Below are 20,888 nucleotides of genomic sequence, written 5' to 3'. Positions count from 1 at the left end.
CGTCCCCTACTCCCAGCGGAACCAGCGCGAGGCACCGGCCGTCAGCAGCACGGTCCAGGCCACCAGCACCGCCAGGTGCGCCCAGCCCGGCCAGTCGCCCGCCGCCGCCCGGTTCAGGGCCTGCGCGGCGGCGCCGAACGGGGTGTAGCCGATGACTCGGGCGAGTCCGTCCGGCATGGCCTGCACCGGCAGCCACACGCCCGCGCAGAACATCATCGGGAAGAACACCGCCGACCCGATCGCGCCCGCGATCTTCGTCGTCCGGGACAGCGCGGAGACCACGGCGCCGAGCGCGAGCGCGGCCAGGATCGCGAGGAGCAGGGCGATGAGATAGCCGTACGGCTGCTCGGGCAGTCGTACGTCGAAGGCGAGTCGGCCCACCGCGAGCGCGCACAGGGCCGAGACGAGCGCCGCCGCGCCGTAGACCAGCATCTGCGCGGACAGCAGGGCGGACGGGCGTACCGGAGTGGTGGACATGCGGCGCAGGATGCCGCGCTCGCGGTAGCCGGTGATGTTCTGCGGCATCGACTGCAGCGCGCCGACGATCATGCCGAGGAGTACGGCGACCGGGACGTACACGTCGACCGTGCGCAGGCCGCCCAGGTCGGCGTGGTGCCGGCGGAAGGACGGGATGGAACCCAGGATCACCAGCAGCAGGGTGGGAAACGCCAGGATCCAGAAGAGAGCGCCGGGTTCGCGGCGGAAGAGGCGCAGCTCGGTGCGCAGGACCGCGGTGTTCATGAGGTGACCTCCGTCAGGTCCAGGAACGCGTCGTCCAACGTGGCGTCGGACACGCGGAGTTGGTGGGCGGTGATGTGGCCACGGGCGAGCAGGGTGATGACCGCGTTGACGGTCTCGTCGGTGCCGGACAGCGTGATCCTGCCGTCCTTGTGCTCGACCGACGCGAGCGCGGGCAGCGCGTTCAGGTCACCCTCGTCCAGCGGCGCGGACGGCGTGAAGCTGATGACGGTGGAGCCCGCCGAGCGCCGGATCAGCCCTGACGGGGTGTCCAGAGCGGCCACCCGGCCCTTGTCGATCACGGCGATCCGGTCGCACAGGCGCTGCGCCTCCTCCATGAAGTGCGTGACGAGCAGGACGGTGACCCCGCTCGCCCGGACGTCCTCGATGAGCTGCCAGGTGTCGCGGCGGGCGCGCGGGTCGAGCCCGGTGGTCAGTTCGTCGAGGACGACGACCCGGGGGCCGCCGATGAGGGCGAGCGCGATGAACAGGCGCTGCTTCTGGCCGCCGGAGAGCTTCGCGAAGCGGGTGGTGAGCTTGGCGGTCAGGCCGAGGCGTTCGGCGAGGGGCCGCCAGTCGGCGGGGTGCGGATAGAAGGCCGCGTACAGCTCCAGGGCCTCGCGGACGGTGAGCTTGGCCTGGAGCTCGCTCTCCTGGAGCTGGGCACCGAGGACGCGGGCGACCTGTTCGTGGTCGGCGACGGGGTCGAGCCCGGCGACCCGGACGCGGCCCGCGTCGGGGATCCGCAGGCCCTCGACGCACTCGACGGTGGTGGTCTTGCCGGCGCCGTTCGGGCCGAGGATCCCGAAGATCTCGCCCTCCTCGACGGCGAAGGAGACACCGTCGACGACGGGCCGGCCGCCGTAGGACTTGCGCAGTCCGGTGACTTCGATGACTGACATGCCACGAGGATCCCGGCGGGACGGGAGCGGGCACATCGTCCATCGCGCTCGAAGCGGCATCAGCCGATCGGTTGATGCGGCGATACGACCGAGCCCCGGGCCCGGGCGGCCCGGACCCGGGTCCGTGGAACGATTCAGGTCGGGCCAAAACTCGGTGGGCTCTGTCAGTGCCGAACCGTAGGCTCGGTCCTGATGTCCACTCCAGATGCGGTGACCCCGGGCCGAGCCGACCATTCGACCGTACGCAGCCTGCTGCGCCTGTGGCCGTACGTGCGGCCGGTGCGCACGCGGCTGTTCAGTGCCGCCTTCGTCGCGGTCCTCGCCTCCTGTACGGGGCTGGTGTTCCCGCTCGTCCTGAAGTGGATGGTGGACGGTCCGGTGGCCGAGCGCGACGTGGCGGGCATCTGGCTCGGCGCGCTGTATCTGCTGCTGCTCGGTGTCGCGGAGGCGGTGCTGTTCGGGCTGCGGCGGTGGCTGGTGGCGCGGCCCCTGTCGGGGGTCGAGGCCGACATGCGGGCGGATCTGTACCGGCATCTGCAACGGCTCCCGGTCGCCTTCCACGACCGCTGGGCCTCCGGTCAGCTGCTGTCCCGGGGCACCACGGACCTGATGCTGGTGCGCCAGTTCCTCGCCTTCCCCCTGACGTTCCTGCTGGTCAACTCCGTGACGATCCTCATCGGCGTCATGATCATGCTGGCCCAGGAGTGGACCCTCGGCCTGGTGCTGCTCGCTCCCGCGGCACCTCTGATGGCGGTCTGCTGGCTCTTCGAGCGGCACTACTCGCTGGTGGCGCGGCGGGCCCAGGACCAGGTGGGCGATCTGACGACGGTCGTCGAGGAGAGCGTGCTCGGCATCCGCATCATCAAGGGCTTCGGGCGCCACCGCAGCCAGGCCCTCGCCTTCCGCGAGCTGTCCCGCACCCTGCGCGGCACGGAGCTGGCCAAGGCCCGCCTCCTCGCCGCCATCCTGGCGGTCATCGTCACCCTCCCCGAACTCGCCATCGGCGCCGCCCTCGTGCTCGGCACGGTCCAGGTCGCCGACGGCCGACTGTCCGCCGGCACGCTGGTGGCGTTCCTGTCCACGGCGCTGGCGCTGCGCTGGCCCGTCGAGTCCATCGGCTTCCTCCTCGCGATGAGCCAGGAGGCGGCGACGGCGACGGAGCGGTACTTCGAGGTGATGGACGAGCAGCCGGAGTCCACCGGGCCATCCGCGACCGCCAACGGTTCGTCCGCGGTCGCCGGCGGGAAGGGCGAGGGCGGACTCCGCTTCCACGGCGTCCGGTTCCGCTATCCCGACGCCCCGGCGGACGCGCCCCCCGTCCTCGACCGCATCGATCTGCACATCCGTCCGGGTGAGTCGATGGCCCTGGTCGGCGCGACCGGCACCGGGAAGACCACCCTCACCGCCCTCGTCCCACGGCTGCACGAGGTGACGGCCGGGCGGATCACACTGGACGGCGAGGACATCACGGCGATGCCCCGCGAGGAACTTCGCGCGCGCGTGGCCGTGGCCTTCGAGGAGCCCACCCTCTTCTCGGCCGGCGTCGGGGAGAACGTGCTCATGGGCGCCCCGGACACCGCCGGCGAAGCGGACCTGGACCGTGCCCTCGCCGTCGCCCAGGCCGACTTCGCGCACGCGCTCCCGCAGGGCACGCGGACCCAGGTCGGCGAGCAGGGCCTGAGCCTGTCCGGCGGCCAGCGCCAGCGTCTCGCCCTCGCGCGGGCCGTCGTCGGCCGCCCCGGCTTCCTCGTCCTCGACGACCCCCTGTCGGCGCTGGACGTCCACACGGAGGCCGCGGTCGAGGCCGCGCTGCGCCGCGTACTGGCGGAGACGACCGCGCTGATCGTGGCGCACCGCCCGTCCACGGTCCTGCTCGCCGACCGCGTCGCCCTGCTCTCCGGCGGCCGTATCACCGCGGTCGGCACCCACCACGAACTGCTGCGCAGCAACGCCGAGTACGCCCATCTGATGTCAGGTGACGAGGAGGCCGACCGATGACGGCGCCCACGACGACCGCGCCGAACAAGGAGCCGGACCGGGAACCGGGCAGGAAAGCGGGCAGGAAAGCGGGTACGCAACCCGACGGCGGGGTGCCCGGCAAGGACGGTACGGACGCGCAGGAGTCCCACACGCACCAGGACCCCTTCGACCGCGACGCCCTGCCCACTCCCCCGGGCGCCACCGCCGCGCTCCTGCGTTCCCTCCTCACCCCGCTCAGGGCCCGTGTGGTGGTGACGATGGTGCTGCTCCTGCTCCAGCAGGCCGCGATCCAGGCGGGCCCGCTGATCGTCGCGTACGCCATCGACCGTGCCGTACCGGCGTTCCGCGCGCACGACCACGGCCCGCTGATCGCGGTGGGGGTCGGCTATCTGCTGTGCGCACTGGCCGCCGGCGGGCTCCAGTACGCCTTCACCCAGGCGTCCGCCCGCGTCAACCAGGACGTGCTGCTCGACCTGCGCGGCCGGATCTTCCGCCACGCGCAGGCGCTCAGCATCGACTTCCACGAGCGCTACACCTCGGGCCGGCTGATCTCCCGCTCCACGACGGACGTCGAGTCGCTGCGTGAACTGCTCAGCGAGGGCCTGCAGGAGCTCATCACGGTGATCCTGTCCTTCGTCTACATCTCGGCGATGCTGCTCTGGCTGGACCTGGGCCTGGGCGCGGTGGCGGTGGCGTCCTTCGTGCCGCTCTATCTCCTCGTACGGCAGTACCGGCGCCGCGCGGGCCGTATCTACCGCCTGCGCTCGACCGCCATCGCCGCCGTCATCGTGAAGTTCGCGGAGACGATGAACGGGATCCGGCCGGTGCGCGCGTTCCGCCGCGAGGACGCCAACGACGCCGAGTTCCGGGTGCTCAACAAGCGCCACGAGCGCACCAACGGCGACGCCCTGCTGGAGATGGCCCGCTATGTCGTCGGCTCCCGGCTGGTCGCCAACACGGCGGTCGCGGGGATCGTGCTGTGGGGCGCGTACCGGGTGGCCGGGGGTTCGCTGGCGCTGGGCGTGCTGGCCGCCTCGGTGCTGTATCTACGCCGCCTGTACGACCCGATCGACCGGCTGGGCATGTTCCTCAACGCCTACCAGTCCGCGGCGGCCTCGCTGGAGAAGATCGCGGGCCTGCTGGCCCAGACGCCGTCCGTGCCCGAGCCGGCCGAACCGAGGCGGCTGCCCGCGCTCGCCTCCGCGCAGCCGGGCCGCGAGGTCGTCTTCGAGGACGTCCGCTTCGCCTACCGCACCGGCGGCGAGGTGCTGCCCACCTTCTCGCTCACGCTCCCCGCCGGGCAGACGGTGGCCGTGGTCGGCTCGACGGGCGCGGGCAAGTCGACGCTCGCCAAGCTGCTGGCCCGCTTCTACGACCCCACGGACGGCCGGGTCCTGCTCGACGGCGTCGACCTGCGCGAGCTGTCCGTGCCCGAGCTGCGGCGCGGGGTGGTGATGGTGACCCAGGAGGCCTTCCTGTTCTCCGGCACGGTCGCCGAGAACATCGCCATCGGCCGCTCCGACGCGAGCCGCGAGGAGATCGAGCGGGCCGCCAAGGCGATCGGCGCCCACGACTTCATCAGCGCGCTGCCCGAGGGCTACGACACGGACGTACGCAAACGGGGTGGCCGTATCTCCGCCGGGCAGCGCCAACTCGTCGCCTTCGCACGGGCCCTGCTCGCCGACCCGGCCGTCCTCATCCTCGACGAGGCCACCAGCTCCCTCGACATCCCGGGTGAACGGGCGGTGCAGCGCGCCATGTCGACGGTCCTGCGCGGTCGCACGGCGGTGGTCATCGCCCACCGCCTGTCCACGGTGGAGATCGCCGACCGGGTGCTGGTGATGGAGCACGGGCGGGTGGTCGAGGACGGCAGTCCGGCCGAACTCGTCGCGTCCACCGGCAGATTCGCGGACCTGCACCAGGCGTGGCGCGACAGTCTCGTGTAGCGGACGGCGAGCGACTCGTACGGCGGACGGCACACGGCAAGTGAAAGGCATGAGGGCTGGATGATCGACGCTCACGAGGACCCGGGGACGCCCGACTGTCGGGGCGGGTGGCGGTATCTGTGGTGGCTGGTCACCCGGCAGTCGGGGCGCAGCGCGGCGGGCGCGCTGCTCGCCACGGTGTGGATGACGCTCCTGGCGCTGCCGCCGTATCTGCTGGCCCGTGCGATCGACGACGGCCTGGAGCCGGGCGACCGGGGCGCGCTGTTCGGCTGGACGGCCGCCGTGCTGGGCATCGGCGTGTTCAACGCGTGGCTGGGCATCCTGCGGCATCGCACCATGACCAAGGTCCGGATGGACGCCAACTTCCGTACGGTCAAGGTCGTGGTGGGGCAGTCGGCGCGGCTGGGTGCCGCGCTGGGCCGCCAGGTCGGCGCCGGGGAGGTCGTCACGATCGGCGTCGGTGACGTCCAGACGATCAGCCAGTCGCTGACCGTCGTCGGTCCCGGCATCGCCGCGATCGTCACCTACGGCGTGGTGGCCGCGCTGCTGATGTCGGTCTCGCTCCAGCTCTCGGTGGTGATACTCCTCGGGGTGCCGCTGACCGCCGGGCTCGTCGGCCCGCTGATGGGTCGGCTGCAGGGCGCGGAGACCGAGTACCGCGAGCGGCAGGGCGTGCTGACCGCGCGGATCGGCGACCTCGCGGGCGGCCTGCGCGTCCTCAACGGCCTGGGTGGCAAGGGGCTGTTCGCGGACTCCTTCCGCCGCGACTCGCAGGAGCTGCGGGCGCAGGGGTACCGGGTCGGGGCGGCCACCAGCTGGATCCAGGCGCTGGGCACGGGACTGCCGACCCTCTTCCTCGCCGTCGTGACCTGGCTCGCGGCCCGGCTGGCGGCCCAGGGGGAGATCACCATCGGCCAGTTGGTGTCGGTGTACGGCTATGCCGCGGTCCTCGTGGCGCCGGTGTACTTCTTCATCGAGAGCGGCTACCAGCTCAGCCGGGCCGTCGTCGCCGCCCGGCGTGTCGTACGGTTCCTGTCCCTGGAGCCCGTCGCCGACCACCCCGACGCCCGGGACGCGCCCGCCTCCCCGGCGGTGCTGCACGATCCGGACTCCGGGGTACGGGTGCTGCCGGAGCGGCTCACCGCGCTGGTCGGAGCGGATCCCGTGGAGTCCGAGGCCGTCGTCGACCGCCTCGGCCGGTACGCGGAGTCGGCGGTCACGTGGGGTGGCGTACGGCTCGACGAGATCGCCCTGGCGCAGGTGCGCGAGCGGATCCTGGTCGCGGACAACGAGGCCGACCTGTTCGCGGGCACCCTGCGCGAGCTGGTCTGCGGCCGCCGGGAGCACGACGAGGAGACGATCGCCCGGGCGGTGCGCGCGGCGGCGGCGGACGACATCGTGCTCGGTCTCCCCGACGGTCTCGACTCGGACGTCGCCGCCCAGGGCCGCAACCTCTCCGGCGGCCAGCGACAGCGCGTACGCCTGGTGCGGGCGCTGCTCGCCGACCCCGAGGTACTGCTCGCCGTCGAACCCACCTCGGCGCTCGACGCGCACACCGAGGCGGCCGTGGCTGCCCGGCTGCGGGCCGCACGCTCGGGCCGTACGACCGTCGTCACCAGCACCTCGCCGCTGATGCTCGACCAGGTGGACACCGTGCACTTCCTGGTCGACGGCAAGGTCGCGGCGAGCGGCAGCCATCACGAACTCCTCGACGGGGAGCCGGGGTACCGGGCACTGGTGGCCCGCGACACGGAAGAGGTCCTGCGATGAGCGCGCAGCTGCCGGTCGCCGAACCCGCCGAGGTGCGCCGGGCGGCACTGCGGCTGATCCGGGCGGACGGGCGGGCCTTCGCCGCCGTGCTCGGCCTGAACGTGCTGGCCGCCGCGGCCGGTCTGGTCGGGCCCTGGCTGCTCGGGCGGATCATCGACGACGTACGGGCCGGGGACGGTGTGGACGTCGTGGACCGGCTGGCGTCGGTCATCCTGGTGTGCTCGCTGGCGCAGTTGCTGCTGGCGCGGTGGGCCCGGTACGTGGGGCACCGCTTCGGGGAGCGGACGCTGGCCCGGGTGCGGGAGCAGTTCGTGGAGCGGGCGCTGAGTCTGCCCGCCTCGGTCGTGGAGCGGGCCGGCACCGGTGACCTGACCGCGCGCGGCACCGCCGATGTCACCGTGGTGGGCAACACCCTGCGCGACGCCGGGCCCGAACTGGTCATCTCCTGCGCCCAGGCGTTGTTCATCCTCGGCGCGGTCTTTGCCATCGCCCCGCTGCTCGGCGCCTGCGGGGTGCTCGGGCTCGTCGGGATCTGGTTCGCCCTGCGCTGGTATCTGCGCCGTGCGCGCACCGCGTATCTCGCCGAGGGCACCGCCACCTCGGACGTCGCCGAGATCCTCGCGGCCACCGCGTCCGGTGCCCGTACGGTGGAGGCGTTCGGGCTGCAGCGCGGCCGGATCACCGCGAGCCGTCGGACGCTGGAGACGTCCCGGCTCAGGCGGATGCGGACCCTGTTCCTGCGCAGCGTGTTCTTCCCTGCCGTGGAGGTGTCGTACGTCGTTCCCGTGGTCGCCGTCCTGCTGGTGGGCGGTGCCCTGCACGCGAGGGGGGCGATGAGCCTGGGTGCGGTGGTCGCCGCGACCTTGTATCTGCGCCAGCTCGGGGAGCCGCTCGACCAGATCCTGATGCAGGTCGAGCAACTCCAGAGCAGCGGCGCCTCGTTCGCCCGCGTCGAGGGGCTGGCCCGCGCGCCACGGGCCGTGGCGTCGGGCTCGCCCACCCCGGTCGACGACCGGATCGACGTGACGGATGTCCGCTACTCCTACGACCGCGGGGGCGAGGTGCTGCGCGGAGTCGACCTGACCGTGCGGCCCGGGGAACGGCTGGCCGTCGTCGGGCCCTCCGGTGCCGGGAAGACCACTCTGAGCCGACTGCTCGCGGGCATCGACGCGCCGCCGTCCGGGTCGGTGACGGTGGGGGGCGTACCGATCGCCGACCTCGATCCCGAGCAGCTGCGCCGACAGGTCGTCCTCGTCACCCAGGAGCATCACGTGTTCCTGGGCACCGTTCGCGACAACCTGCTGATCGCCGAACCCGCCGCCGACGACACGGCGTTGTGGGGGGCACTGGCCGCCGTCGGTGCCGACGGCTGGGTCCGGGAGCTGCCGGACGGCCTGGACACCGAGCTCGGCGCCGGGGGCCGCCGGACGGACGGGTCGCGGGCCCAGCAGCTCGCCCTGGCCCGGGTGGTGCTGGCCGACCCGCACACCCTCATCCTCGACGAGGCGACGGCCCTGCTCGATCCGACGACCGCGCGCCACACCGAGCGTGCGCTCGCCGCCGTACTGGAGGGGCGCACCGTGATCGCCATCGCGCACCGGCTGCACACCGCGCACGACGCGGACCGGGTCGCCGTGATGGAGCACGGACTGCTCACCGAACTCGGCACCCATGACGAACTGGTGGCGGCCGAGGGGGCGTACGCGGCACTTTGGCGAACGTGGCACGGGGACTAGGGCCGGGCCCTGGGCGGGGACCAGGACGGGGCCTGAGCGGGGCCAGGGCCGAGCCCTGAGCGCGGCCGGGACGGGGGCCTGAGCCGGGGTCAGGGCCGGGTCTGTCGGGGCTTGTCCGGCCGTTCTGGGCGCGGTGCGGCAGGGTGGTCGCGCCTTGCCGCGCCGCCGACAGGACACACTCCGGCGAACAGTCCGCATGCCGAACATGAACACCCGGACAACGGACGAATTCCGGCCAAATTCCTGACGCGGTCCTGACAGAAAGCGAAATCTCCTGCCACTCTTCCCACGGCAACTTCACAGCAACCTCACAGCACTGTCGCTGTGTCGCAGCCGTGGACCCCAGGCAACTGGCTCCGCGTTCCACCCTGTTCTGCCCTGTTCTGCCCTGTTCTGCCCTGTTCTGCCCTGTTCTGCCCGGACGGGTACCCACCCCGACCGGATCCCCACTGGCCGCGCGAACCGTGGCCACGCAGAAGGAGTCAGTGTGTTGAGCAGCAGTTCCTCCCACAGACGCACCTCCCACACCACCCAGCGCCGTGTCGCGGCCGTCGCCCTCGTCGGCGTATCCGCCCTGCTGGCCGCGGCCGTCCAGTCGGGCGCCGCGAGCGCGGCTCCCCAGAAATCCTCCCTCGGCAAGATCAACCGTGGTTCTCTCGCCGCCCCGCTCACGCCTTCGCAGCGCGCGGAGCTGATACGCGACGCGGACGCCGCCAAGGCGGCCACCGCCAAGGACCTGGGCCTCGGGGCCAAGGAGAAGCTCGTCGCCCGCGACGTCATCAAGGACGCGGACGGCACGGTCCACACCCGCTACGAACGCACGTACGCGGGACTCCCGGTCCTCGGCGGCGACCTGGTGGTCGACACCACCAAGGCAGGGAAGACCGAGCGGGTCATCAAGGCGACGCGGGCCACCCTCAAGGTCGCCTCGCTCACGCCCGCCATCGCCGCCTCGAAGGCGGAGAAGCAGGCCCTCTCCGCCGCCAAGGCCGACGGTTCGAAGAAGACCGACGCCGACCGGGCGCCCCGCAAGGTGATCTGGGCGGCGGACGGCACGCCGACCCTCGCGTACGAGACGGTCGTCGGCGGCTTCCAGGACGACGGCACCCCGAACCAGCTGCACGTCATCACCGACGCGGCCACCGGCAAGAAGCTCTACGAGTACCAGGGCATCGAGACCGGTATCGGCAACACCCAGTACAGCGGCCAGGTGACGCTGACGACCACGCAGTCGGGCTCCAACTACACGCTCACCGACGGCGCGCGCGGCGGCCACAAGACGTACAACCTCAACCGCGGTACGTCCGGCACCGGCACCCTGTTCTCCCAGACCAGCGACACCTGGGGCAACGGCACCACGTCGAACGCCGCCACCGCGGGCGCCGACGCGCACTACGGCGCCGCCGAGACCTGGGACTTCTACAAGAACACCTTCGGGCGCAGCGGCATCAAGAACAACGGCGTCGGCGCGTACTCCCGGGTCCACTACGGCAACGCGTACGTCAACGCGTTCTGGGACGACGGCTGCTTCTGCATGACGTACGGCGACGGGGCCGGCAACGCGGACCCGCTGACCGCCATCGACGTGGCGGGCCACGAGATGAGCCACGGCGTCACCTCCAACACCGCGGGTCTCAACTACACCGGTGAGTCCGGCGGTCTGAACGAGGCGACCTCGGACATCTTCGGCACCGGCGTCGAGTTCTACGCCAACAACGCCTCCGACCCCGGTGACTACCTCATCGGCGAGAAGATCGACATCAACGGCGACGGCACCCCGCTGCGCTACATGGACAAGCCCAGCAAGGACGGCGGCTCGGCGGACAACTGGTCCTCCAGCGTGGGCGGTCTCGACGTCCACTACTCGTCCGGTGTCGCCAACCACTTCTTCTACCTGCTGAGCGAGGGCAGCGGCGCCAAGGTCATCAACGGCGTCAGCTACAACTCGCCGACCGCCGACGGCCTTCCGGTCACCGGCATCGGCCGGGACAAGGCCCTGCAGATCTGGTACCGGGCGCTCACCACCAAGTTCACCTCGACCACCAACTACGCGGCGGCCCGTACCGGCACGCTCGCGGCGACGGGCGAGCTGTACGGCACCACGAGCGCCGAGTACACGGCGGTGCAGAACGCCTGGGCGGCCGTGAAGGTCGGCTCGCGTCCCGGCGGTGGCGGTGGCGGTACGTCGTTCGAGAACACCGGCGACGTATCGATTCCGGACAACGGACCGGCCGTGACGTCGTCGATCGCGGTCACCGGCCGTACCGGCAACGCCCCGTCGAACCTTCTGGTCGACGTGAACATCGTGCACACCTGGCGCGGCGACCTGGTCGTGGATCTGCTGGCCCCGGACGGCACGGTGTACCCCCTGAAGCCGTTCAGTTCCTCCGACTCGGCGGACAACGTCCAGGAGACCTACACGGTCAACGCGTCCTCCGAAGTCGCCAACGGCACTTGGAAGTTGAGGGTTCAGGACAAGGCCGCGCAGGACACCGGCTACATCAACAGCTGGAAGCTGACGTTCCCGTAGACCGCGTCTGAACACACGGCATCGAGAGGGCGCCGCCCCGGGGGTTCGACTCCCCGGGGCGGCGCCCTCTTTGCTGCGCCATGACCCTGCTTTTGTTGCCGCTTGACCAAGATCGAGATCCGCGTAACGAACAGCGATCTTCATCCAACGGACGCTTTTCGGCCAAGATTCCATCGCCCTCCTGACATGTACGCGTCCTTGATGTCACTCTTCCACCGCACGGCTCACCCGCACCGCAACTTCGCACCTTCCGTACGGCCACCCCACGCCGTCCGGTCGCCCCCACAAGAGGAGATTGCGTGACCCCCCTCTACGCGCGTCACAAGCGCACCACTCTGGCCATCGCGACCGCTGTCGCTGCCGGAGCCCTGCTCACCACCGGTCTGACCACCGGTGCCTCCGCCCAGACCGAGTCGGCCGCCGCCAAGGCGAAGCTCCCCGGCGCCACGGTCCTGCTCTCCAACGCCGCACGCACGAGCCTGATCCAGAAGGCCGACGCGGCCGCGCCCGAGACCGCCCAGCAGATAGGCCTCGGCGCCAAGGAGAAGCTCGTCGTCAGAGACGTCCTCAAGGACGCGGACGGCACGGTGCACACCCGCTACGAGCGCACGTACAACGGCCTTCCGGTCCTCGGCGGCGACCTGGTCGTCCACGAGTCCAAGGCCGGCAAGACCGAGGGCGTCACCAAGGCCGTGAAGACGGCCATCAAGGTCGCCTCGCTGAAGCCGCAGGTCACCACCGCGAAGGCCGAGAAGCAGGCGCTCACCGCCGCGAAGGCCGCCGGCTCGGAGAAGACCACGGCCGACCGCGCCCCCCGCAAGGTGATCTGGGCCGCCACCGGCAAGCCCACCCTCGCCTACGAGACGGTCATCGGCGGTCTCCAGGACGACGGCACGCCGAACGAGCTGCACGTCATCACCGACGCGGCCACCGGCAAGAAGCTCTACGAGTACCAGGGCATCGAGACGGGCACCGGCAAGACCCTCTACTCGGGCACGGTCAGCCTCAACACCACCCTGTCGGGCTCGACGTACCAGCTGACCGACGGCACCCGCGGCGGCCACAAGACGTACAACAAGTCGCACACCACCACCTCCTCCGCGGGCACCCTGTTCACCGACGCGGACGACACCTGGGGCACCGGCGCGGCCTCCAGCTCCACCACCGACCAGACCGCGGCCGCCGACGCCGCGTACGGCGCGCAGGAGACGTGGGACTTCTACAAGAACACCTTCGGCCGCAGCGGCATCAAGAACAACGGTGTCGGCGCGTACTCCCGCGTCCACTACGGCAACGCGTACGTCAACGCGTTCTGGGACGACAGCTGCTTCTGCATGACGTACGGCGACGGCTCCGGGAACACCCACCCGCTGACCTCGCTGGACGTGGCCGGCCACGAGATGAGCCACGGCGTCACCGCCAACACGGCCGGTCTGAACTACTCGGGCGAGTCCGGCGGTCTGAACGAGGCGACCTCCGACATCTTCGGCACCGGCGTCGAGTTCTACGCGGGGAACTCCTCCGACGTGGGTGACTACCTCATCGGCGAGAAGATCAACATCAACGGCGACGGCACCCCGCTGCGCTACATGGACCAGCCCAGCAAGGACGGCGGCTCCGCCAACTACTGGTCCTCCAGCGTCGGCAACCTCGACGTGCACTACTCGTCGGGTGTCGCCAACCACTTCTTCTACCTGCTGAGCGAGGGCAGCGGCGCGAAGACGATCAACGGGGTCTCCTACAACTCCCCGACGTACAACGGCTCGACGGTCACCGGCATCGGCCGCGCCAAGGCCCTGCAGATCTGGTACAAGGCGCTGACGACGTACATGACGTCGACGACCAACTACAAGGCCGCCCGCACGGCCACGCTCTCGGCGGCCTCCTCGCTGTACGGCTCCAGCAGCACGGAGTACGCGACGGTGGCGGCGGCCTGGACCGCGGTCAACGTGAGCTAGTGCCCACGGGGTCCTCGAGACCCTCTCAGGCACCTTGGGCGGTACCCGGAGAGAAGTCACCTCCGGGTACCGCCCTACGCTGTCCCCCATGGTCTCCCCGGACAACCCCTTCACATACGAGGACGTGGGCGCGACGCGCGACGGCCGCTGCCCGCCGGGGTTCCACCCCCTGCACCTGCGCACCCGCGTCGGCGAGGGCGAGGCCGTCTTCCGCGCCGCGTCCGAAGCGGTGATGACCTGGGGGATGCACCGCGCGATGGGCGTGGGCATAACCGCCACCGCCGACAAGGCGGCCCCCGGAGTCGACGTCACCGTCGGACTCGGCCCCCTCAAGGCCCCCTGCCGTGTGGTCTGGACGGTCGAGGAGTACCGCCGGGCCGGCTGGGCCTACGGCACCCTGCCAGGCCACCCCGAGCGCGGCGAGGAGGCCTTCGTGGTCGACCGCACGGGCGACGGCACGGTCTGGCTGACCGTGACCGCCTTCAGCCGTGCGGCCAAGTGGTACACCCGTGCGGGCGGACCGGCGACCCGGGGGCTCCAGCACGCCTACGCGCGGCGCTGCGGGACGGTACTGCGCCGGCTGTGCGCGGGGTTCGAACCGTAGGTCCGCCACCCGCCTTCCGCTTTCGGCCCGCTCAGCGCATCAGGACCCCGGCCTCCTCCCCCACCTCCTCCGAGGGCATCGTCACCAGGCCCAGCTCGGCGCCCGACGCGAGCAGTCGGTGCGTGGGGAGAATACGGACCGTGTAGCCGAACGGGCCGGTGCGGTCGAGGGAGAGCGGACCCTCGTACACCCAGCGCCCCTCCAGGTCCGGACCGCCCGCCGGTTTCAGCGGGACGCAGCTCGCGTCCGCGATGCGGTCCCGCGAGTCGACGCGGCCCGAGACCGCCTGGACCTCGACGTCGTCCGGGACGAGATCGGCCAGCGCCACCCGCACGCGCAGGGAGAGGGTGGTGCCCAGTTCGGCGGTCGGGGTGGCGGCGGAGGCCTCCAGATGATCCACGGTGACCCGGGGCCAGGCCGCCCGGACGCGGGACTTCCAGGCGGCCAGTTCGCGGGCCGCCTCCGGGGCCAGGGCGCGGTGGGCGCGGGCCGCGGGGGCGTACAGGCGCTCCACGTACTCGCGCACCATCCGGCCTGCCAGGACCTTCGGGCCGAGATGGGTCAGCGTCTGGCGGACCATCTCGATCCACCGGTCGGGCAGACCGTGCTGACCCCGCTCGTAGAAGCGGGGCGCCACGCGCTGTTCCAGCAGCTCGTAGAGGGCCGCCGCCTCCAGGTCGTCACGGCGGTCGTCGTCCGTCGCCGTACCGTCCGCCGTCGGAATCGCCCAGCCGAAGTCCGGCTGGAACCACTCGTCCCACCAGCCGTCCAGGACGGAGAGGTTCAGACAGCCGTTGAGTGCCGCCTTCATCCCGGACGTGCCGCAGGCCTCCAGCGGGCGGAGCGGGTTGTTCAGCCAGATGTCGCAGCCCGGGTACAGCTTCTGCGCCATCGCCATCCCGTAGTCCGGGAGGAAGACGATCCGGTGGCGCACACGCGGGTCGTCCGCGAACCGGACCAGTTCCTGCACGAGTCGCTTGCCGCCGTCGTCGGCGGGGTGCGCCTTGCCCGCGACCACGATCTGGATCGGGCGTTCGGCGTGCAGGAGGAGGTCCATCAGGCGGTCGCGGTCGCGCAGCATCAGGGTCAGACGTTTGTAGGAAGGGACGCGGCGGGCGAAGCCGATCGTGAGGACGTCCGGGTCGAGCACCCCGTCGATCCAGCCGAGTTCGGCCGTTCCGGCCCCGCGCTGGCGCCAGGACGCTTGCAGGCGTTCCCTCACCTCGAGCACCAGTTGCTCGCGCAGCACCCGGCGCAGGTCCCAGATCTCCTGGTCGGCGATGTCCGCCACCGCGTCCCAGCGGTCCGAGCCGCCGACCGTCATCGCGTCCTCGGTGCGCTGGGCGCCGATCTGGCGGGCGCCGAGACGGAAGACCTCCGGTGCCACCCAGGTCGGTGCGTGCACGCCGTTGGTGACCGAGGTGATCGGGACCTCGTCCGGGTCGAAACCCGGCCACAGCCCGGAGAACATCTCGCGGCTGACGTGACCGTGGAGCAGCGACACCCCGTTGGCCCGCTGGCCGAGCCTGAGCCCCATCACGGCCATGTTGAAGAGGTTCGGCTCGCCGCCCGGGTAGGTCTCCATGCCGAGGCCGAGGATCCGCTCGACGTCGATACGGGGGAGTTCGGCGTCCGGGCCGAAGTGGTGGGCGACCAGTTCGCGGTCGAAACGGTCGATGCCGGCGGGGACGGGGGTGTGGGTGGTGAAGACGGTACCGGCGCGGACGGATTCGAGAGCGGCCTCGAAGTCCAGCCCGCCGTTCGCGTCGTGCCCGTCGGCGAGTTCGGCGATGCGTTCCAGGCCGAGGAAGCCCGCGTGGCCCTCGTTGGTGTGGAACACCTCGGGCTGGGCGTGGCCGGTCAGCCGGCAGTACGTCCGTACGGCGCGCACCCCGCCGATGCCGAGCAGCATCTCCTGAAGCAGCCGGTGCTCGCTGCCGCCGCCGTAGAGCCTGTCGGTCACCCCGCGTTCGCCGAGGTCGTTCTCCTCGACGTCGGAGTCGAGCATGAGGAGGGGGACGCGACCGACCTGGGCCAGCCAGATGCGGGCGCGCAGGGCGCGGCCGCCGGGGAGAGCGAGGGTGACCTGAGCCGGGGTGCCGTCGGATTCGCGCAGGGGTACGAGAGGGAGTTCGTTGGGGTCGAGGACCGGATAGTGCTCCTGCTGCCAGCCGTCTCGGGAGAGGGACTGCCGGAAGTAGCCGTGCCGGTAGAGGAGTCCTACGCCGATGAGGGGTACGCCGAGGTCGCTGGCGGCTTTGAGGTGGTCGCCGGCGAGGATGCCGAGGCCGCCGGAGTACTGGGGCAGGGCCGCGGTGATGCCGAACTCGGGTGAGAAGTACGCGATGGCGGCGGGGAGGTCGGGAATCTGGGTCTGGGTCTGATACCAGCGTGCGCCGGTCACGTAGTCGCGCAGGTCGTCGGCGACGGCGGCGAGGCGGCGCAGGAAGCGGCGGTCCTCGGCGAGTTCCGCGAGGCGGTGGGGAGGGACGCTGCCGAGCAGGCGTACGGGGTCGCCGTCGGAGGCGGTCCAGCGTTCGGGGTCGACGGACTGGAAGAGGTCGCGGGTCTCGGCGTGCCAGGACCAGCGCAGGTTGCGGGCGAGGTCGCTGAGCGGGTGAAGGGCGTCGGGCAGTACGGGGCGAACGGTGAATCTGCGGATTGCCTTCACAAGTTCCACCTTCACAAAAGACGTATGCGGCGGGATGTACGTCACCGACGACGGTAGCGGCGAGGGTGTTTCCACAACACGGCGCATCGATGAACTCCGGCGTCGTGGGTGGGTCGGGGGCGTGGGGGTGTGTCGACCGTGGATGAGTGGAACACGAGGTCAGGGCGTGGGGATCCCGGGCGGGGCGCAGCCCCCGCCTCAGGGGCGCGGGGAACTGCGCGAACGGCCCCCACCGGCCGCCAGCCGAACGAATCACCCGGGCAGGGGATCGGGGCGCAGCCCCGCCCTAGGGGCGCGGGGAACTGCGCGAACGGCCCCCACCGGTCCGCAGCCGACGGACTCGCCTGAGGTCGTCGACAAGAGGAACCGTCGACCGGGAATCGACGCGACCATTCCGCCCCACCCCCGGAGGGTATGGCCGATTCCGCACGCATGGGCGGCCTTGTGGCGCTTCACACCACACGAGAGGCTGCCAAGTGGCGTACGCGCGACCCCGGTCGCACACCGGTCGGTCCCGGTCGGCGTACGCCGACTTGAGGAGGGGAACTCACGTCATGGCACAGACGAGACAGCGGCGTCTGCGCTGGGCAGGATGCCTCACCGCGGTCACGACGGCCGCGGTGCTTTCGGCCATCCCCCTGCCCGCGCACGCCGCCCCGGAGGGGCGGATACTCGGCGCCGGCGAACCCGGTTCCGTCAGCGGTAGTTACATCGTGACACTCAAGGGGGGTACGAAGGCTCCGTCGTCGGCGGGTAAGGGCATCGCCGAGAAGTACGGAGCGCGAATCAGCCATACGTACGGCACGGCGCTCAACGGGTACGCGGTTCAGGTGAGCGAGAAGCAGGCGCGGCGGCTCGCGGCGGACTCCCGTGTGGCCTCCGTCGCCCAGGACACCCGGGTGGCACTCGACCACGTCGAGAAGAACCCGCCGTCCTGGGGGCTGGACCGGATCGACCAGCCCGCTCTGCCGCTCGACAAGGGCTACACGTGGCCGGAGTCGGCGGGCGCGGGCGTGACGGCGTACGTCATCGACACGGGGATCCGGATCACGCACAAGGACTTCGGGGGGCGGGCCGCTTACGGCTGGGACTTCGTGGGCAACGACAAGGCGGCGGGGGACGGGAACGGGCACGGGACGCATGTCGCCGGGACCATCGCTGGGACGACCTACGGTGTGGCGAAGAAGGCCAAGGTCGTGTCCGTGCGGGTGCTCGACAACGCCGGGTCCGGCACGACCGCGCAGGTCATCGCCGGTATCGACTGGGTGACCCGGCACGCGCACAAGCCGGCGGTCGCCAATCTGAGCCTGGGCGGTCACGCGAACGCCCAGCTGGACGCCGCCGTACGCAACTCCATCGCCTCCGGAGTGACGTACTCGGTCGCGGCGGGCAACGACGGACTGGCCGCCGGGCTGTACTCCCCCGCCCGGGTCAAGGAGGCGCTGACGGTCGGGGCGAGCGACAGGGCCGACGCCCGGGCGGGCTTCTCCAACTTCGGGGCGGCGCTCGACCTGTTCGCGCCCGGCGTGGCGATCACGTCGGCGTCGTACGCGAGCGACACCGGGAAGGCGACCTTCTCCGGTACGTCGATGGCGAGCCCGCATGTCGCGGGCGCGGCGGCCCTCTATCTCGCCGGCCACCCGAAGGCGACCCCGGCCCAAGTGGGCAAAGCGTTGGTCGGGCGGGCGGCGTACGGGAAGGTCGGCGGTGCGGGGCTCGGTTCGCCGAACAGGCTTCTGCAAGTCGCCCGTTCCTAGGGAACCGCCCCAGCAGGCACCGGCCTCGCCCGTCGGACGAGGCCGGTCTTGTGTGGAGACATACGCGTAAGTAGTTAGCAACCTGCCGGATTGCTCACCCGAATAGGGTGGGAAGGCTCCCCCGGTACGCCCCGCAGGCCCCACCTCCCCACACCGTCATCCGCCCACCCACGTTGACGCGGACAGGAGCGGTCATGCCCGCCACGCACCACACGTCGCCACCCCCGACGACCACCTCCGACACACCCCCGATACGCAAGGTCGACGCCGTCCCCCGCGCCCCGGAGCAACCCTCCGAACAGGGCGGCGGAGGCGGCGAGAGCGTCGGACGCATTCCCGTCGTCGACGTTCGGCCTCTCGTCCTGCAAGGCCGCCGCCCCGCCAAGGCGGTTGTCGGCGAGGCCTTCGACGTCACGGCCACCGTCTTCCGCGAAGGCCACGACGCCGTCGCCGCGAACGTCGTCCTGCGCGATCCGGAGGGCCGCACCGGCCCCTGGACCCCGATGCGCGAACTCGCCCCCGGCACCGACCGCTGGGGCGCCACCGTCCGTGCCGGGACGACCGGCCACTGGACGTACACCGTGGAGGCCTGGAGCGATCCGGTCTCCACCTGGCGCCATCACGCGGGGATCAAGATCCCGGCGGGCATCGACACGGAACTGGTCCTGGAGGAGGGCGCCCGGTTGTACGAGCGCGCTGCCGCCGGGGTGCCGAAGAGCAAGGGCAGAAGGGATGTCGTCCTCGCCGCGGCGGACGCGCTGCGGGACACCGGCCGTTCCTCGGCGGCCCGGCTCGCCGCCGCCCGCACCCCTGAAGTGGACAGGGTCCTCACTCGTCATCCGCTGCGTGAGCTGGTCAGCAGCTCGGAGCCGTTGCCCCTGCTGGTGGAGCGCGAGCGGGCGCTGTACGGCTCCTGGTACGAGTTCTTTCCGCGTTCGGAGAGCGGACATCTCGATCCGCCGGTGCACGGCACCTTCCGCAGTGCCGCCGAGCGGCTGCCCGCCATCGCGCGGATGGGCTTCGACGTGGTGTATCTGCCGCCGATTCATCCGATCGGGACCACTTATCGCAAGGGGCCCGACAACACACTCTCGGCGGGGGCCTACGACGTCGGGGTGCCGTGGGCGATCGGCTCCCCGGAGGGCGGGCACGACGCCGTCCATCCGGATCTCGGCACGATCGACGACTTCGACGCCTTCGTGAGGCGGGCGGAGCGGGAGGGGCTGGAGATCGCGCTCGACTTCGCGCTCCAGTGCTCGCCGGACCATCCGTGGGTGGAGAAGCATCCCGAGTGGTTCCACCACCGGGCGGACGGGTCGATCGCGTACGCGGAGAATCCGCCGAAGAAGTACCAGGACATCTATCCGATCGCCTTCGACCAGGACATGCCGGGGCTGGTCCAGGAGACGCTGCGGGTGCTGCGCCACTGGATGAGCCACGGCGTGCGGATCTTCCGCGTCGACAACCCGCACACCAAGCCGGTCGTCTTCTGGGAGCGGGTCATCGCGGACGTCAACCGCACCGACCCGGACGTGATCTTCCTGGCCGAGGCGTTCACCCGGCCCGCGATGATGCGCACGCTGGGGGCGGTCGGCTTCCAGCAGTCGTACACCTATTTCACCTGGCGCAACACGAAGGAAGAGCTCACCGACTACCTCACTGAGCTGTCGGGGGAGGCGGCCGCCTGCATGCGGCCCAACTTCTTCGTGAACACCCCGGACATCCTGCACGAGTTCCTTCAGCACGGCGGGCGGCCGGCCTTCGAACTGCGTGCGGTGCTCGCCGCGACGCTGTCTCCGAGCTGGGGCGTCTACAGCGGATTCGAGCTCTGTGAGAACACCCCCCTGCGTGCGGGCAGCGAAGAGTACCTGAACTCCGAGAAGTACCAACTGCGTCCGCGGGATTGGGAGTCGGCGGAGCGGGAGGGTCGTAGCATCGCGCCATTGCTGAGGGCGCTCAACGCCATCCGCCGGCGCAGTCCTGCGTTGCGCCAGTTGCGCGGCCTCCACTTCCACCACACGGACAAGGACGCGGTGATCGCCTACTCGAAGTCGGTCACGGACGGGAGCGGATCGAACACGGTTGTGGTGGTGGTCAACCTCGACCCGCACCACACCCAGGAGGCGACGGTCTCGTTGGACATGCCGCAACTCGGCCTGGACTGGCACGAGTCCGTGCCGGTGCGCGACGAGCTCACCGGCGAGACCTACAACTGGGGCAGGGCCAACTATGTGCGTCTTGAGCCAGGGCATAGTCCCGCGCACATCCTCACCGTCCTGCGACCGTCCTCACCGCA

12 protein-coding genes are annotated in these 20,888 nt (G+C 71.1%); 9 read left to right on the top strand and 3 right to left on the bottom strand.

The genetic code is table 11. The features are described from left to right. Positions 1 to 6: 6 nt before the first annotated feature. Positions 7 to 741 carry an ABC transporter permease gene (locus AQJ27_RS20155; RefSeq protein ID WP_067370713.1) on the bottom strand — a complete coding sequence of 245 codons (735 nt, stop codon included), beginning with the start codon at positions 739 to 741 and terminating at the stop codon, positions 7 to 9. After that, positions 738 to 1,640: an ABC transporter ATP-binding protein gene (locus AQJ27_RS20150; protein WP_067370711.1), complete on the bottom strand. Its 903-nt coding sequence runs from the start codon at positions 1,638 to 1,640 to the stop codon at positions 738 to 740. Before AQJ27_RS20150 ends, AQJ27_RS20155 begins: the two co-directional genes overlap by 4 nt. 192 nt (positions 1,641 to 1,832) lie before the next feature. Between AQJ27_RS20150 and AQJ27_RS20145 the strand changes: the two genes are divergently transcribed. The 7 genes from AQJ27_RS20145 (at position 1,833) to AQJ27_RS20115 (ending at position 14,164) form a co-directional block, all read left to right on the top strand. After that, positions 1,833 to 3,638, top strand: coding sequence for an ABC transporter ATP-binding protein (locus AQJ27_RS20145; protein ID WP_067370709.1), 1,806 nt, complete (start codon positions 1,833 to 1,835; stop codon positions 3,636 to 3,638). Continuing rightward, positions 3,635 to 5,566 carry an ABC transporter ATP-binding protein gene (locus AQJ27_RS20140; protein ID WP_067370705.1) on the top strand — a complete coding sequence of 644 codons (1,932 nt, stop codon included), beginning with the start codon at positions 3,635 to 3,637 and terminating at the stop codon, positions 5,564 to 5,566. Before AQJ27_RS20145 ends, AQJ27_RS20140 begins: the two co-directional genes overlap by 4 nt. A gap of 60 nt (positions 5,567 to 5,626) precedes the next feature. Next, positions 5,627 to 7,336 (top strand): ABC transporter transmembrane domain-containing protein, encoded by a 1,710-nt coding sequence (locus AQJ27_RS20135; RefSeq protein WP_067370703.1) that lies wholly within the window; start codon positions 5,627 to 5,629, stop codon positions 7,334 to 7,336. Continuing rightward, the gene (locus AQJ27_RS20130; RefSeq protein WP_067370700.1) at positions 7,333 to 9,072 is read left to right on the top strand and encodes an ABC transporter ATP-binding protein; all 1,740 of its coding nucleotides are present in this window, start codon (positions 7,333 to 7,335) and stop codon (positions 9,070 to 9,072) included. The genes AQJ27_RS20135 and AQJ27_RS20130 overlap by 4 nt, the downstream gene beginning before the upstream one ends. A gap of 490 nt (positions 9,073 to 9,562) precedes the next feature. Continuing rightward, positions 9,563 to 11,602, top strand: coding sequence for a M4 family metallopeptidase (locus tag AQJ27_RS20125; RefSeq protein WP_067371318.1), 2,040 nt, complete (start codon positions 9,563 to 9,565; stop codon positions 11,600 to 11,602). Positions 11,603 to 11,901: 299 nt separating this feature from the next. After that, the gene (locus tag AQJ27_RS20120) at positions 11,902 to 13,560 is read left to right on the top strand and encodes a M4 family metallopeptidase (RefSeq protein WP_067370699.1); all 1,659 of its coding nucleotides are present in this window, start codon (positions 11,902 to 11,904) and stop codon (positions 13,558 to 13,560) included. Positions 13,561 to 13,648: 88 nt separating this feature from the next. Next, positions 13,649 to 14,164 carry a DUF1990 family protein gene (locus AQJ27_RS20115; protein ID WP_067370696.1) on the top strand — a complete coding sequence of 172 codons (516 nt, stop codon included), beginning with the start codon at positions 13,649 to 13,651 and terminating at the stop codon, positions 14,162 to 14,164. A gap of 31 nt (positions 14,165 to 14,195) precedes the next feature. Here the strand turns inward: AQJ27_RS20115 and glgP are convergent, their stop codons facing one another. Then, on the bottom strand, positions 14,196 to 16,835 hold the full coding sequence (gene glgP, locus AQJ27_RS20110; protein ID WP_067370694.1) for an alpha-glucan family phosphorylase: 2,640 nt from the start codon (positions 16,833 to 16,835) through the stop codon (positions 14,196 to 14,198). A 554-nt stretch (positions 16,836 to 17,389) separates the two neighbouring features. On the opposite strand from glgP, the gene AQJ27_RS20105 reads away from it, so the two are divergent. Together AQJ27_RS20105 and AQJ27_RS20100 are read left to right on the top strand one after the other, a co-directional pair. Continuing rightward, the gene (locus AQJ27_RS20105; protein ID WP_067370691.1) at positions 17,390 to 18,592 is read left to right on the top strand and encodes a S8 family peptidase; all 1,203 of its coding nucleotides are present in this window, start codon (positions 17,390 to 17,392) and stop codon (positions 18,590 to 18,592) included. Positions 18,593 to 18,786: 194 nt separating this feature from the next. Continuing rightward, positions 18,787 to 20,888, top strand: a 2,102-nt coding sequence (locus AQJ27_RS20100; RefSeq protein ID WP_067370687.1) for an alpha-1,4-glucan--maltose-1-phosphate maltosyltransferase, incomplete at its 3' end; no start/stop codon positions are given.

Source organism: Streptomyces olivochromogenes (genome assembly GCF_001514115.1).
Lineage (GTDB): Bacteria > Actinomycetota > Actinomycetes > Streptomycetales > Streptomycetaceae > Streptomyces > Streptomyces olivochromogenes.
The sequence above is the reverse complement of the archived record's forward strand: the minus strand, read 5'-3'. Positions and strand labels throughout refer to the sequence as shown.